13 protein-coding genes are annotated in these 15,120 nt (G+C 45.1%); 12 read left to right on the top strand and 1 reads right to left on the bottom strand.

The window, feature by feature from the left end; translation table 11 throughout:
• The 5 genes from tgt to secF all read left to right on the top strand — a co-directional run.
• On the top strand, positions 1-810 hold an 810-nt coding region (gene tgt / locus QZV24_RS02290; protein WP_294519538.1), incomplete at its 5' end, for a tRNA guanosine(34) transglycosylase Tgt.
• Between the two features lie 16 nt (positions 811-826).
• The gene (gene yajC, locus QZV24_RS02295; protein WP_290656828.1) at positions 827-1,183 is read left to right on the top strand and encodes a preprotein translocase subunit YajC; all 357 of its coding nucleotides are present in this window, start codon (positions 827-829) and stop codon (positions 1,181-1,183) included.
• 15 nt (positions 1,184-1,198) lie between these two features.
• Positions 1,199-1,789 carry a 5-formyltetrahydrofolate cyclo-ligase gene (locus QZV24_RS02300; RefSeq protein ID WP_294519551.1) on the top strand — a complete coding sequence of 197 codons (591 nt, stop codon included), beginning with the start codon at positions 1,199-1,201 and terminating at the stop codon, positions 1,787-1,789.
• Positions 1,790-1,816: 27 nt separating this feature from the next.
• A complete protein-coding gene (gene secD, locus QZV24_RS02305) occupies positions 1,817-3,064 on the top strand; it encodes a protein translocase subunit SecD (RefSeq protein ID WP_294519553.1) in 1,248 nt (415 codons plus the stop codon).
• A gap of 25 nt (positions 3,065-3,089) precedes the next feature.
• Entirely contained in the window at positions 3,090-4,010 is a 921-nt protein-coding gene (secF, locus tag QZV24_RS02310) for a protein translocase subunit SecF (protein WP_294519680.1), read from the top strand.
• A 154-nt stretch (positions 4,011-4,164) separates the two neighbouring features.
• Here the strand turns inward: secF and QZV24_RS02315 are convergent, their stop codons facing one another.
• Positions 4,165-5,799: an L-lactate permease gene (locus tag QZV24_RS02315; RefSeq protein ID WP_294519556.1), complete on the bottom strand. Its 1,635-nt coding sequence runs from the start codon at positions 5,797-5,799 to the stop codon at positions 4,165-4,167.
• A 393-nt stretch (positions 5,800-6,192) separates the two neighbouring features.
• On the opposite strand from QZV24_RS02315, the gene QZV24_RS02320 reads away from it, so the two are divergent.
• The 7 genes from QZV24_RS02320 to thrC all read left to right on the top strand — a co-directional run bounded on the left by QZV24_RS02320 (position 6,193) and on the right by thrC (position 14,952).
• Entirely contained in the window at positions 6,193-6,807 is a 615-nt protein-coding gene (locus QZV24_RS02320; RefSeq protein WP_290656832.1) for a lactate utilization protein, read from the top strand.
• A complete protein-coding gene (gene ldhH / locus QZV24_RS02325; RefSeq protein WP_294519562.1) occupies positions 6,807-8,972 on the top strand; it encodes an L-lactate dehydrogenase (quinone) large subunit LdhH in 2,166 nt (721 codons plus the stop codon). Before QZV24_RS02320 ends, ldhH begins: the two co-directional genes overlap by 1 nt.
• Before the next feature lie 301 nt (positions 8,973-9,273).
• A complete protein-coding gene (locus tag QZV24_RS02330) occupies positions 9,274-10,065 on the top strand; it encodes an electron transfer flavoprotein subunit beta/FixA family protein (protein ID WP_294519565.1) in 792 nt (263 codons plus the stop codon).
• A 12-nt stretch (positions 10,066-10,077) separates the two neighbouring features.
• The gene (locus QZV24_RS02335; protein WP_290656836.1) at positions 10,078-11,274 is read left to right on the top strand and encodes an electron transfer flavoprotein subunit alpha; all 1,197 of its coding nucleotides are present in this window, start codon (positions 10,078-10,080) and stop codon (positions 11,272-11,274) included.
• The gene (locus tag QZV24_RS02340; protein WP_294519570.1) at positions 11,271-12,674 is read left to right on the top strand and encodes an FAD-binding oxidoreductase; all 1,404 of its coding nucleotides are present in this window, start codon (positions 11,271-11,273) and stop codon (positions 12,672-12,674) included. Before QZV24_RS02335 ends, QZV24_RS02340 begins: the two co-directional genes overlap by 4 nt.
• Before the next feature lie 304 nt (positions 12,675-12,978).
• Positions 12,979-13,455 carry a Cys-tRNA(Pro) deacylase gene (ybaK, locus tag QZV24_RS02345; protein ID WP_294519573.1) on the top strand — a complete coding sequence of 159 codons (477 nt, stop codon included), beginning with the start codon at positions 12,979-12,981 and terminating at the stop codon, positions 13,453-13,455.
• Between the two features lie 21 nt (positions 13,456-13,476).
• Positions 13,477-14,952 (top strand): threonine synthase, encoded by a 1,476-nt coding sequence (gene thrC / locus QZV24_RS02350; RefSeq protein ID WP_294519576.1) that lies wholly within the window; start codon positions 13,477-13,479, stop codon positions 14,950-14,952.
• Positions 14,953-15,120: the final 168 nt, after the last annotated feature.

Genomic DNA, 15,120 nt, shown 5'->3' on the forward strand with positions numbered 1-15,120 from the left:
AAAATTACCGAAGAAGGGGTGACTTTCCGTTCCCATATAGATGGTTCCAAGAAATTCCTGTCACCGGAGGTTTCCATGAAGGTGCAGATGGACTTGGGGTCTGATATTGTTATGGCCTTTGACGAATGTATTCCTTATCCGGCTGATTATGATTATGCCAAGGCATCTACGGTCCGAACCACCCGTTGGGCAAAGCGGTGCAAGGAGGTTATGACCAGTGAGCATCAGGGCCTCTTTGGTATTGTGCAGGGTGGTATGTATAAAGACCTGCGCACCCAAAGTGTAAACGAGCTGGTGGAGATGGATTTCCCCGGTTATGCAGTTGGTGGCCTCAGTGTGGGCGAACCAAAGGAACTTATGTATGAGATGCTTGACCATACAGTACAGCAGCTGCCAAAGGAGAAACCGCGTTATCTGATGGGAGTTGGTACACCGGACTGTCTGGTGGAGGGCGTTATGCATGGTATTGATATGTTTGACTGTGTATTCCCAACTCGGGTAGCCAGAAACGGTACGGCCATGACTTGGCAGGGGCGGCTGGTTATGAAAAATGCTGAGTTTACCAGTGATTTCAGACCGATTGAAGAGGGCTGTGACTGTTATGCCTGCCGGAATTTCAGCCGGGCCTATATCCGTCATCTGGTTCGGGCCAATGAGATTTTTGGCCTTCGGCTTCTGTCGTTGCATAATCTCCGCTTCCTGCAGAGATTTATGCATGAAATGCGTCAGTCCATTATTGAGGAGCGATTTGGCGAATTCCGCCGTAATTTCCTCGATTCTTATAATTATTCTGCCAAACAGGCAAACTGAGGAGGTTTACAGTTAAATGGATGAAAATACTTTTGCTACATTATACAGCTATGCGCCAATTTTGCTGATGGTGCTGTTGTTTTATCTTCTGTTGTATCGTCCACAGAAGAAGCAGCAGAAAAAACAGATGGATATGCTGTCCAGGCTGAAGAAGGGCACCAAAGTGGTTACTCGTGGCGGTATCATGGGTGTGGTGGATTCCGTAAAGGAAAACACTGTTATGATTGAGGTGGCCAAGGGAGTTGTCATTGAGGTAGCCAAGCCAATGATTGGCACTGACTATGAAACAAAGGACGAAGTGGAAAAGCAGCAGCAGGAAGCTGTAGAAAAATACAAGGCTGAAAAAGAGGCTGAGGAAGCAGCCAAAAAGTAAAGGGTAAGGCAAGTTATGGAAGTATCTGTGAAAGTGTACAAAAGGAGCCTGCGCCGGGAGGCACTGGCTCTTCGGCGGGCAATGAGCCGATATGAGCGGGAAAAGGAAAGCATTGCTGTGTTCAATCAGCTGAAGGAAATGGACTTTTATAAGTCGGCCAAATGTGTTTTCTGCTATGTATCGGTGGAGGATGAGGTTCACACCGGCAAAATTTTGCGCAGAGTTTTGGCTGATGGAAAAAAGCTGTGTGTTCCGTATATTCTTGATCCGGATGAGGGGCTTATGTCTGCTGCATGGCTGAAAAGTATCGCTGACCTTGCTCCGGGAACTTTTGGCATAAACACCGTGCGGGAACGGGATTATCAGGAGGTTCCCCATGATGAAATTGATCTGGTAATAGTTCCCGGTATTGCCTTTGACCGCAAGGGACACCGTGTGGGGATGGGGCGAGGTTTTTACGACAGATTTCTGAAAAAAGCGCAAAATGCTGACAAGGTGGCTATCGCCTTTGATTGTCAGATTTTTAATGATTTTGAAGTGGAAAGCTACGATGTTGCCGTAGATTATCTGCTTACAATGAACGGAGCTATCAAGTGCTCTGTTTAAAATAATTTGAAAGAAGGATGGAAGTAGTTGAGAAGGGACAGTTTATTAAAGGTCCTGGCTGCTGTGGCAGTTATTGTCGGTGTGTTCTTTGCTTTTGTATCACCGCTGGCACAGTCCATCAGACAGGGTCTTGACCTCCAGGGTGGTACCCATGTGGTCCTCGAAGCCGAGGATACCCCAGAGGCACAGGTAAATGAAGATGCCATGGAACGCGTAGTGCGTATCATGGAAAAGCGAGTTAACGAGTTGGGCTTGGCAGAGCCAATAGTTCAGCGGCAGGGCGAACGCCGTATTATTGTTGAGCTGCCAGGTATCAAGGACCCGGATAAGGCTATTCAGGTTATTGGTAAGACCGCTATGCTGGAATTCAAGAATGACAAAGGTGAAACCGTTCTTACTGGTACTGACTTGAAGGATGCCCATGAGCAAACTGATGAGAAGGGCCAGCATGTGGTTGCTTTGGAATTCAGTGATGAGGGTGGTCAGAAGTTTGGCGATTTAACCGCTAAAAATGTAGGCCGTAATATTGCCATTCTCTTGGATGGTGAGGTTTTAACCAATCCACGGGTAAATGAGCCGATTATGGGTGGCAAGGCAGTTATCACTGGTAACAAGACCTTGGAAGAAGCCCACAATTTGGCTATTCTCCTCAGAAGTGGTTCTTTGCCGGTAAAGGTCAACATCATTGAAACTCGTACAGTTGGGCCTTCCCTTGGTCAGGATTCCAAGGATAAGTCCGTTGTGGCATTTGCTATTGGCTTGGGTGCGGTAGTACTCTTTATGATGTTGTTCTATCGTCTGCCGGGCTTTATCGCCGACATCAGCCTGATGGCTTATGTTATTATGTTGCTGTTCAGCCTGAAAATGCTGGATGCAACCCTGACGCTGCCCGGTGTTGCAGGTATTATTTTGTCCATAGGTATGGCGGTAGATGCCAATGTGCTTATTTTTGAGCATTTCAAGGAAGAATTTTTAACGGGAAAAACCATGCGCCTGTCCATGGAGGCTGGTTTTGAACGGGCATTTACCACAATTTTTGACTCCAATATAACTACCATTATCGCTTCTGCAGTTTTGTTCTGCTTTGGTACCGGTAGTATCAAGGGCTTTGCCATTACCTTGGGCCTTGGTGTTGTGCTTTCAATGTTTACAGCTATTACCTTGACCCAGTTTATGATTAAAAATCTGATTGCAGCAAATCTTTTCAAAAATCCAAAGATTTATGGTATAAACAAGCTGCCGGAGCAGACTGAGGAGGTGACCAAGCTTGGCTAAGAAGAACAATGAACCAGAGGTTAAGATTCCTTTCGACATAATGCGTCGGTCCAAGATTTGGTTCGCCATTTCCCTGCTGGTTATCATTCCTGGTATTATCAGTATGTTTGTTAATGGATTTAACTTCGGTATTGATTTTACCGGTGGTACCATTATGGATATGCGCTTTGAAAAACAGGTTACTCTGGTGGAAATCCGTGATGTATTAAAGGAATATGGCTTGGATAATGCCACCATTCAGCTTTCCGGTGAGGCCAGCAATGTTGAGTCCTCTGAAAATGTTATGATTCGTACCGTTGATCTGGAAGAAAATGACCGTAAGGCAATTATGGCCAGTCTAAAAGAGAAGGTAGGGAATTATACTGTACTTCGTGAGGAGAAAGTAGGCGCTACTATCGGTGGCGAGTTGATAATGGATGCCCTTATGGCAACGGTTATTTCCTGGGTATTGATTATTTTCTATGTATCCTATCGCTTTGAGTGGCGCTTTGGCGTGTCCGCGGTATTGGCACTGGTTCACGATATTTTGGTAGTATTGAGTATTTTTTCCTTTACCCAGAAGCAGGTGGACAGCTCCTTTGTGGCAGCTATCCTTACTGTGGTAGGTTATTCCATCAATGATACCATCGTAATATTCGACCGTATTAGAGAGAACTTGAAGCTGCACTTCCGCCGTGGTGGTGATTTGTATGCTTTGGCCAACCGCAGTATATTCCAGACCTTGACCCGTTCTTTGTATACGGTGTTTACCTGTCTGTTTACCACCTTTGCCCTGTATTGGTTCGGTGGTGACACTACCAAGGATTTTGCCTTTGCATTGATTTGCGGCTTTTTCAGCGGATGTTATTCTTCCATCTTTATTGCCAGCCCACTGTGGGTTATTATGCGTAATATTGCCGAGAAGGACAAGGCAGCCAGAAAGACTGCTACTCCGGCTGAGGTTTAATATAAAGGAACAGGCTTGTGGTATAAAATTGCAAAGTAAAAGAGCGTTGACTTCGGTCAGCGCTCTTTTACTTAGGATTAGTTAGATAAAGGGAATATATAATAAGTGACCTATCGGGGTGGTAAACCACTTACTACCTAAATTGATACCGGCTCTATATAATGCCGGCAGACATGGCGGCCAGCATTGCTATGATAAGTATTACATACCATACAATCCAAGGTCCCGCCGCGGCTTTTATCAGTTTACCTTCCGCGCCTATAATGCCTGTAGTGGCACAGACGGCAACGATATTATTGATGCAGACGATATTACCAATGGCACCGCCCTGGTTCTGAAGAGCAACGATGATAACCTGTGGTATGTTCAAAATAGTTGCTGTTTCAAACTGCAGCGGTGTAAACATAATGTTGGATACGGTATTGGAGCCAAACATAAAGGCGCCGATGGTACCAATGACTGGTGCAACATAGAAGTAGTTGGCGCCGGCCAGATCAGCCATACCTTTTGCCATGGATACCAGCATGGAATCCCAGCCTAACGGATTGGCGTTGGAGTAGCGATATATGTATACCATTGCAAAGCCGAAGAGCAATGCGATGGTGGCACCGTACAGCTGGTTGTAAGACTTTTTAACGATGCCTTTTACCTGAGTGGCATTCAAGCCATAGAAAGGTATTGAAATCAAAACGACTAAAACGAACGGGAACAATCCAGGGTTGTTCAGATACTTCATGGCAAAGCCGGCACCCTCAACACCCATAATATTGTTCATGGAGAAGACGAAGCTGGTAATAACGCTCTTGAGACCGATCTCCGGGATACGGGTGAGCACCAGCCAAAGTGCGATGAGAAGATAAGGAGTCCAAGCCTTTAAGAGGGACATGGTAGGCTTATCTTCAGCTGAAGATGTGGAATCCTGTTTCCGTTCAGTACCAGGGAAACGCCAGGTCTCTTTTGGTACCAGAAAGCCTGCCTTGGCTGCCGCCAGGGTAGCGAATATAGTCACAGCACCGGCACAGATTGATACCAGCTCAGAGCCGATAAATCTGGCAACGATGAGATAAACAACATCAAATACGATAGAAGTAAACAGTGCGAATGGAAGTACCGGCAAGGAATACTTAAACAAGGATTTTTCTTCACCATACTGTCTGGTGATAAGGGCCAGAACTACCATAATAACGAAGAAGGTTCCTGCGGCCAGACCGATGGCTGTAGCCCATGATAAATCAAGCTTCCACGCTTCCAGATCCATCACGCCAATGGTAGGGAGGGTATCCTTCAAAATTTCAGCAGCAGAGTTGGTTGGTGTACCGGCGGCACCAAAGGAAACCGGCGGAGAGTCCAAAATCAGACAGGAAACTGCGGCAGCCATTGGAGGAAAACCGAGACCAATCAACAGAGGTGCGCAGATAGCCGGTGGAGTACCAAAACCGGCAGCACCTTCGATAAAGGCTGACAAAGCGTAGCCAACAATGATCATCTGAATGCGGGCATCTTCGGAAATGCCATTGAACATAGCTTCGATACGATGCATCGCCCCAGCTTCGTTCAGCATATTCATAAGAAGAATAGCACCAAAGATGATTAACAAAGTATCAATGGATCCAAGAAAGCCGGTTATGGTATAAGCGGCTACATGAAGGAAGTCCATCTGCCAATAAAACAGTCCAATCAAGCTGATGGACAGCCAGGCTATCGGCAGTACCTTTTTGGCCGGCATATTTACGCCAACTGTCAGAATAATAGTAAGAATAATTGGTATAGCGGCAATGATAGCTAACACAAACATCATCTCCTTGCATTTCATTCATAATATATAATGAAAACATCATATATGCTCATAACGGTTTGGAATGGTTTGATAAATGATGACCTATGAATGAATCTCGATTTGTAAGATGATTCTTACCAAAATTTAAAAAAAATAAACATATGTATTAAGATTTATCATAATTATATTTTATTATTTTGTATTAAGCAAGTAAAAAAATCCAAATTGTCTGAATATTTTTTGTTGATTTAAAATTATTTGCCTTTGATTTTTAATTGTTTATAAGGAATTTTATCATATTGACAGACAATTTCTCTGCCATTATAATACAAAGTAAGTGGAAATGGTTTGACGATTTTTATTTGATGATTTTATCGGATGAATTTCTCTGAAGGGAGAGTAATTATGGAAAAGGTGTGTGCAAACTGGCCGGGTGAAGCATTTATCAATGGTCTGGTAGATGCCAAGTACTGGACTGACTTTGAGACAAATGCCACTGCCGCAGCAGCTCAGGTTTATAAAGTAGCTGATTATGCAGCTGGCGAAGCAAAACTCAAAGAGGTATTAAAAGAGTATGCCCCGAAGGAAATCATTGCTGTTGGTGGCGAGGAAAATCCAGCCCTCAAAGGAATTTACTCGAGATTGGGCACCGAAGGGGTGCAGGTCTATACTGAAAAATTCGACATTGCTGAACATGCTGCCAGCGCGGATGTGGGCATTTCAACAGCCGAATTTGGTGTAGGGGAGTCTGGAAGTCTTGTGGTAGATAACTATTCCTATGAAGCAAGAGTCACCAGCATGCTGCCATTTGTAAATGTTGTTTTTGTAAATGCTAATTATATGGTAGAAAACATTACAACTGCATGTCAGATTATTGGTAAGGTATTTAAGAAAGGCTATTGCGGATTTGTAACTGGCCCTAGCCGTACAGCGGATATTGAGCGGGTATTGAGCCTTGGCGTTCATGGCCCTAACAAGCTCATTGTTATCGCTGTAGAGAATGAAGGGGGGGCTAACTGATGGCAGAGCGGAATTTGAAGCAGGAAATAAAGGCGAAACTTAAAGATGACATTATGCAGGATGCACTGTCACGCTTTGCCGATCAGTATCCGGGTTCCCGTTTGAAATCATACGCTGGTCAGGATATTGAAGAGCTTCGGGAAAATTTACGCTGTATGAAGGCAGATGCCGTTGAGCACATCGATGAGCTGGCTGACAAGTTCGAAGAAAATGTCAAAGCCCGTGGCGGTGTAGTGTTCAGGGCAAAGGATGGGGATGCGGTAAAGAAATTCCTCATTCAGATTTGTAAGGAAAATGGTGTGAAGCGGGTTGTAAAATCCAAGTCCATGGCTTCGGAGGAAATACACCTGAATGAGTGCTTCACCGAAAATGATATTCGGGTAAAAGAAACAGACCTTGGTGAGTGGATGATTGCCATAGCTGGGCAGAAACCATCCCATATGGTTATGCCGGCTATTCATCTCAACCGCTATCAGTGTGCCGAGATGTTTGAAAAGGAGCTTCAGGAGGAGGTTCCTGGTGAAGATATCCCATATATGATTCAAAAGGCCCGTCAGACTCTGCGGCAGGAGTTTTTGCAGGCTGATATGGGTATAACCGGTGCAAACTTCGGTATTGCGGAAAACGGTGCCATCGGTTTGGTAACCAATGAGGGTAACGCCCGTCTGGTAACCACATTGCCAAGAATCCATGTGGTGCTTATCGGATACGAAAAGTTGATTCCAAAAACAGAGGATGCAGCGAAAATCTTGCGGCTGTTACCTCGTAATGGTACCTGCCAAAAGATGACCAGTTATATGACCCTCATTGACGGACCGACACCGGTCATGTACAAGAAGGATGGTCAGTGGGTCGAGGAGAACCGCAAGCAGTATGTGATTTTGCTGGACAATGGTCGCCTGGAGACTGCCCATGATCCGGTTATGAAGCAGGTATATCAGTGTGTACGCTGTGCATCCTGTCTGAATGTGTGCCCTATCTGGACTTTGGTAGGCGGCCATGTTTATGGTCATATTTACTCCGGCGGTATTGGGGCTATTTTGACTGGTCTGTTAAATGGTATAGAAAACTTTAATCAGTTCAGTGATTTGTGTATTGGCTGTCGGACCTGTACCACGGTATGTCCGGGCAAGATTCCGATTCCTGACCTTATTGACGAACTGAGAAACAGATATGTTAAAAAGCATGGCGTGCCAACTATGGATAAGTCCTTCTTTGATAATGTACTTAATGACAGAGGATTGTTCCATAAACTGCTTTTGAAGGCTGGTTCCGTTGGACAGGCACCATTCAAGTCAGGCAAGTTCATCCGTCATTTGCCATTGTTCTTTGCGGGGATGACCAAGGGACGGAGCCTGCCAACTATTGCTGATACGCCGCTGAGAGACCGGATGGCCAAGCTGGAAAAGAAAAATCCATCCCATCCTAAGAAAAAGGTTGCCTTCTTCAGCGGCTGTAATACTGACTTTGTATTTGCTGATACCGGTGAAAATGTAGTAAAAGTATTGCAGAGCCTGGGCATGGAAGTTGTATATCCGATGGGGCAGAGCTGCTGTGGTAAGCCGATTTTGGGTGTTGGTGACCGGGAAACCGGTATGAAGGCCGCTAAACGGAATATTGAAGCACTGGAAAGCGTAAATCCGGATGTAATCATTTCCTCCTGCCCAACCTGTGCTGAGACTCTCAGTGAAACCTACGAACAGCTCTTTAAGGACGATCCTGAGTGGGGTCCAAGGGCCAAGGCGTTCTGCGCCAAGGTTCGGGAGTTCTCCAGCTTTGTAGCGGAAGAATACAAGGCTCAGGGCAAGCTCCTGCCGGCAGCTGGTGGTGAAAAGGTTACTTATCATGACTCCTGCCATATGAAGCGGGGACTGGGGGTATTCGAGGAACCAAGAGCTCTTCTGAATGCTACGCCTGGCGTTGAGCTGGTTGAAATGAAGAACTGCGATAAATGCTGTGGTATGGCTGGTTCCTTTGGTATGAAGTATTCTGAGGTTTCCATCCCTATGTTGGAGGAAAAAGTGCAGAATATCAAAGATACCGGGGCCACTACCTGCGTGGTTGCCTGCCCATCCTGTATGATGCAAATTGGCGGTGGTCTTGATAACCAAAATACAGGAATAAAGGTAAAGCATATTGCAGATGTACTGGCTGAAAAGTTATAACGAGATATATCTTATACCATCGTTGCGACGCGAAGCTAGTCCTGGAAGGAAAACGCTAAAGTGAATATTTTTCCTTTTTCAAAGGAAAAAATTGAACAACTGCGTTATACCGAGATATCTTTTAAACCATCGGTGCGACGCGAAGCTAGTCCTGGAAGGAAAACGCGAAAAGGTATATTTTCCCATATATAATGGGAAAATCTGAACAACTGCGTTATAATATATACTTGTAAGGGGAATTGTCCGGGGTAGGGTCGAAGCTGCCCCGGATGATAAATGAAAAGTATGAGGAGGATTATTCATGGAAATTCTGGTGTGTATTAAACAGGTTCCTGGCTCCAACAAGGTTGAAGTTGATCCTGTTACCGGAGTATTGAAGCGTAATGGTGCAGATAGCAAAATGAATCCATATGATCTGTATGCGCTTGAATGTGGACTGAAACTGAAAGAGAAGTACGGTGGCCGAGTGAGTGTTATTACCATGGGACCACCACAGGCTCAAGCAATTATAAAGGAAGCGTATTCCATGGGGGCAGATGCGGGTGCTATCGTATCTGACCGGGCATTTGGTGGAGCTGATGTATTGGCTACTGCCCATACCCTTGCCCAGGGTATCAAGAAATTTGGCAAGTTTGATATTATTCTTTGCGGACTCCAGACTACAGATGGTGATACAGCTCAGGTTGGTCCTGAAGTATCCGAGCAGCTGGATATTCCATGCGTATGTAATGTAAAAGAGATTAAGGAAGTCGAGGGTGACAGTATACTTGTGGATATGGAAATGGCACAGGATATTGAGCATTTGAAGGTTTCCTTCCCTTGCCTTATCACTGTTCAGAAGGATATTGTGCAGCCACGCCTTCCATCCTATTTGAAGAAAAAGGAAACTGAGAACAAGGAAATCGTTATGTATACCTTAAAGGATATGGATGACCAGAATAAGAACAACTATGGTCTCAACGGTTCTGCAACTCAGGTTCAGCGTATATTCCCACCTACATCCGACAAGGTTCAGGTTACCTGGGATGATTCTGCTGATGTATTGGCAGAGAAAATTTACGACGCCATCAAGAGCAGAAAATTGTTAGGATAAGGGGGATTAACGATGGGAAAACTGATAGTACATCAGGACAAAGTAACTGATATTAAGGCAATGGTTTCCATTTGCCCATTTAATGCCCTTGAGGAAAAGGATGGCAAGCTGGAAGTCAATGCAGGCTGTAAGTTGTGCAAGCTCTGTGTGAAGAAGGGCCAGCCTGGTGCAATGGAATTCGTGGAAGAAGAAGTAAAGACTGTTGATAAGTCTTTGTGGAAGGGTATTACTGTTTATGTTGATCATGTAAATGGTGAAATACATCCGGTAACCTTCGAGTTGCTTGGTAAGGCCGGAGAGCTTGCCAAAAAAATTAACCATCCTGTATATGCAATCTTTATTGGCAGTGATATTGAAAATAAGGCTGAAGAATTGCTTCATTACGGTGCAGACAAGGTTTTTGTAGTAGATGCACCGGAGCTGAAGGATTTCCAGATGGAGTCCTATACAGCAGCCTTTGAGGCATTTATCAACGAGATTAAGCCTTCGGCTATTCTGGTAGGTGCCACTCCGGTAGGCCGCCAGCTGGCTCCTAGAGTTGCTTCCAGATTTAACACTGGTCTGACCGCAGACTGCACCATTTTGGATATTCATGAAAATACTGATTTGGTACAGATTCGTCCGGCTTTTGGCGGTAACATTATGGCTGAGATTTTGACACCGAACTCCAGACCTCAGCTGGCTACTGTCCGTTATAAGATTATGGATGCGCCGGAGCGCAGTGCTGAGGCCAAGGGTGAAATCGTCAAGATTAGCGTTGCAGCTGATAAGCTCAAGACCCGTACCCAGGTTCTTGGCATTACCCAGAAGCAGAAGGAAAAGAGCATTGAAAATGCTGATATTCTGGTGGTTGCCGGTCGCGGTCTGAAGAAGAAGGAGGACCTTGATTTGGTTCGTCAGTTGGCTGATGCGCTGGGCGGCGACATTGCCTGCACCAGACCATTGGCAGAGGCTGGGTGGCTTGACGCAAAGCATCAGATTGGTCTTTCGGGCCGTACCGTTCGTCCAAGACTCATTATTACCTGTGGTGTATCCGGTGCAATTCAGTTTGTAGCGGGTATGAACAACTCCGAAAACATTTTTGCTATCAACACTGACCCGAATGCGGGCATCTTCAAGGTAGCAAACTACGCTGTTATTGGCGATATTTATGAAGTTATTCCAAAGCTCATTGAGCAGGTTAAACAGGGAAAGGGTGTTAAGGCATGAGCGAATACAAGGTTTTAGATGCTTCCGATTTAGAGGCTATTAGCCAGTTTGTGCCTCGTGAGCGCATTCTTTGGGCTGATGAAATAAACGAAGAATACAGTCATGATGAGTTGAGTGCAGATGCTTCCTATCCTGAGATGGTAGTTCGTATTACCTCTGCTGAGGAAGCCTCCAAGGTTATGAGATATGCCAATGAAAAGCATATCGCTGTTACTCCGAGAGGTGCCGGCACTGGCTTGGTTGGTTCCTCCGTGGCAGTGGAAAAGGGTATTATGATTGATACTACCCTGATGAACCACTTTTTGGAGCTGGATGAAAAGAACTTGACTCTGACGGTAGAGCCAGGTGTACTGCTGATGGAAATCGGTCAGTATGTTGAAGAAAAGGGCCTGTTCTATCCACCTGATCCAGGTGAGAAGACCGCAACTATTGGTGGTAATATCAGCACCAATGCCGGTGGTATGCGGGCTGTAAAATACGGTGTAACCAGAGATTATGTCCGTGGCCTGGAGATTGTATTGGCTGACGGTACTATTATGGAAGTAGGCGGCAAGGTTGTAAAGAACAGCTCCGGCTATGATTTGAAGGACTTGATTGTTGGTTCCGAAGGTACTTTGTGCCTGGTAACTAAGGCTATCCTTAGACTGTTGCCATTGCCACAGAAGAATGTAAGTCTTCTTATTCCATTCCCAACCTTGGCGCAGGCTATTGGCACTGTTCCATTGATTGTAAGCTCCAAGGTTATCCCTACGGCTGTAGAGTTTATGGAGCGGGAGGTTATTATGGACTCTGAGGAATATCTGGGCAAGAAGTTCCCGGATAATCAGGCCGATGCCTATCTCCTGCTGAAGTTTGATGGAGCTTCTGTAGAAGAAATCAGTAAGTATTATGATAGTGTAGCTCAGATTTGTTTGGAGCAGGGAGCACTGGATCTGCTGATTGCTGATACCGACGAGCGCGCCGAAGCAATCTGGAAGGCCAGAGGTGCTTTCCTGGAAGCTATCAAGGGTTCCACCAGTATGATGGATGAGGTAGATGTAGTTGTTCCAAGAAGCTGCGTAAACGAGTTTGTAGAGTTTATCCATGACCTGAGAAAGGAAATGGGAATCCGGATTAAGAGCTTTGGTCATGCCGGTGATGGTAACCTGCATGTTTACATCCTGCGTGATGATATGGATGACAAGAAGTGGGCTGAGATGCTGGGCAAGGCTATGGAGCGGATGTATCTCAAGGCTCGTGAGCTCAAGGGACAGGTTTCCGGTGAGCATGGTATTGGCTTGGCCAAGAAGCCATATCTGAAGGAAAGTCTCCCACAGGAGTCCTTGAAGTTGATGCAGGGCATTAAGAAGGCTTTCGACCCGAACAATATTTTAAACCCTCATAAAGTATGTTTCGATTGATGCCTTTACCATAATTTTTCCTTTAGTAGGGAAGTCGCCGCAAAAGAAATTTTGCGGCGATTTCTTTTGCAATTAAAAGGGTGGCAAAATTTGAACTATTGCGTTATGTCGAGTTACTTTTAAACTTCGACGAAACGCCAAAGAGGAATAATTTTCCATTTTAATGGAAAATTTTGAACAACTGCGTTATGTCGAGTTATTTTTATACTTCGACGAAACGCTAAATAAGAATATTTTGCCTATGGCAAAATTTGAACAACTGCGTTATAATTACAAAAGTACACTTGGACAGGAGTATGTTTATATGAAGGTAAAGAAAACTAATGCTGCACGGATACTGGATAATCTGAAAATATCGTACGAAATAAAGGAGTATGAGGTGGATTTAGATGACCTGAGTGCAGTGCATGTGGCGGCTTCCACCGGTATGGATGTAAAGATGGTGTTTAAAACATTGGTGTGCCGTGGAGATAAGACAGGTGTACTTATGGCGTGTATACCTGGTGATGGCGAACTGGATTTTAAGGCTCTGGCCAAGCTTTCAGGCAACAAAAGCGTGGAAATGGTAGCCCTGAAAGAGGTTTTGGGGCTGACCGGCTATGTGCGGGGCGGTTGTTCTCCATTGGGAGCCAAGAAGAATTATCCGGTGTATCTGGATGAGTCCAGTGGGAATTACCCAGCCATTGCCATTAGTGCCGGTATACGGGGACAGCAGCTTATCCTGTCGCCCGATGATTTGGTTCAGGCGGTAAAGGCTACTGTGGGAAAAGTTATTCGCTAATAATTTCTTAGGGGTGAAAGAATGAAATACATCAGCACAAGAGGCAACAATCAGGAATTAACGGCAGCAGAGGCCATTATACAGGGCTTGGCCGAGGATGGGGGACTCTTTGTTCCGGAGTCTATGCCAAAGGTGAATATGGCCTTTATTGAAGGATTGAAAAATCTTTCCTATCAGCAGCGGGCCGTAAAGGTTCTTAGTCAGTTCTTGACGGATTATACCCAGACCGAGATAGAGGGCTGCGTGGAAAGAGCCTATGGTGACCAAAAATTCGATGATGCTGCCATTGCACCGGTCAATATGCTTAAAAATGTATCAGTGCTGGAATTGTGGCATGGTCCAACCAGCGCCTTTAAGGATATGGCCCTGCAGCTGCTTCCACAGTTGTTGTCGACTGCCCTGAAGAAGACCAAGGCAAAAAACGAAGTAATGATTCTGGTGGCAACCTCCGGCGATACAGGCAAGGCTGCTTTGGAGGGGTTTAAGGATGTGCCGCAGACCAAGATTATGGTATTTTATCCGGATAATGGTGTGAGCCGTATTCAGCGGCTGCAGATGGTGACCCAGCAGGGGGGGAATGTGGCCGTTACGGCGGTAAAGGGAAATTTTGATGATGCCCAGAGCGGTGTAAAGGAAATTTTCAGTGACAAGGCGTTCAATGCCCGGCTAAATGAAAAGGGCGTGTCATTGTCATCGGCCAATTCTATAAACTGGGGCCGGCTGGTTCCCCAGATAGTGTATTATTTCAGTGCTTATGCTGATCTGCTGAAGGCAGGCAAGATTAAGGCGGGAGACCAAATCAGCTTCGTGGTGCCGACAGGCAATTTTGGCGATATTTTGGCCGGCTTTTATGCACGGGAAATGGGCCTGCCGGTTAAAAAGCTGGTATGTGCCTCCAATGCCAATAATGTACTGACAGATTTCCTCAATACCGGTATTTATGATCGGAACCGGGATTTTTATAAAACCATCAGCCCTTCTATGGATATACTGATTTCCAGTAATTTGGAGCGCCTTTTATACCATATTACCAATGATACGGCTAAGGTAGCCGGTTGGATGAAGGAGCTGGCCGAAACCGGCAAATATGATGTGGGGGCGGAGGTGTTAGCCCGGATAAAGGAGATTTTTGCCGCTGACTGGTCGAATGATGACGCCACCAAGGCCATGATTGCCAAGGAATACCAGCAGGAAAAATATGTGGCTGATCCACATACTGCTGTGGCCTGGAACGCTTTTGAAAAAATGGCTGACAAGGAAAATGTGATAATTGTTTCCACAGCCAGTCCGTATAAATTCAACGAGAGTGTGCTGACGGCTTTGTCAAAGGATATTGCCGGCAAGAATGAGTTCCAGCTGCTGGATGAATTGGCGGCCATTAACAGCTTTGCTATACCGGAGGGACTGGGAAATTTGAAAAATGCTGAAATCCGTCATAATCAGGTTGTAAATAAAAGTGAAATGACAAAGGCAGTTTTAAATTTCGCCCTAAAATAATATAAAATAATAATAAATGCATTGGATATTTATAAGAAAAGAATAATTAACAATTTTTGACAAAGCTAAGCAAAAAGTTTAATATAATAGCAGGATTTTCTGACTTCGTTGGAAAATCGTTTATTAAATCATAAATGCTATAAATGATTCACCTTGAGTTTGGGCCTT

Origin of the sequence: uncultured Anaerovibrio sp. (genome assembly GCA_902786545.1) — a bacterium.
Lineage (GTDB): Bacteria > Bacillota > Negativicutes > Selenomonadales > Selenomonadaceae > Anaerovibrio.